The following is a 443-nucleotide window of genomic DNA, read 5'->3' on the forward strand; positions in this document are numbered from 1 at the left end:
TACGAGAGTGCGTTTGGTGATTGGTACTTCAACTTAGGTTGGACGCATACACTTGATTCAACGTTCCAAGTAGATAAAGAGAGTGAAGAAGTTCATACCCGTGATTTATGGTGGAACTCGAATGCACGTTCAACGATGAATGGTTCAATCTCTTGGATACAAGATGACTTATCGGTAACGTTAAGTGGTCGTCGAACGGGTTCAATTCCAATTTGGAATCCACCGGCAGAGTTCAGTGATGAAGATAGCTACTACTTCGAGAAAGTACAACGCTTAGACCCGTACTACACGTTTAACTTAACATCTTCGTACCGTTGGGGTGACAACTTAATCTTGAAAGGTCAGGTTGTGAATATCTTCAACCCAGAGCCGCCAAGTGATGAATCTCACACAGCATGGCCATACTACAATGCGGGCCAATATGGTGGTGCCGCGATTGGTCG

General features: G+C 44.7%; 1 protein-coding gene. It reads left to right on the forward strand.

The window, feature by feature from the left end:
* Window positions 1–443: TonB-dependent receptor (locus tag FNN08_RS16425; RefSeq protein ID WP_185962706.1), on the forward strand; the 443-nt coding region annotated here is incomplete at both ends.

The sequence above is a fragment of the Thalassomonas sp. M1454 genome (assembly GCF_007097525.1).
GTDB lineage: Bacteria > Pseudomonadota > Gammaproteobacteria > Enterobacterales > Alteromonadaceae > Thalassotalea_A.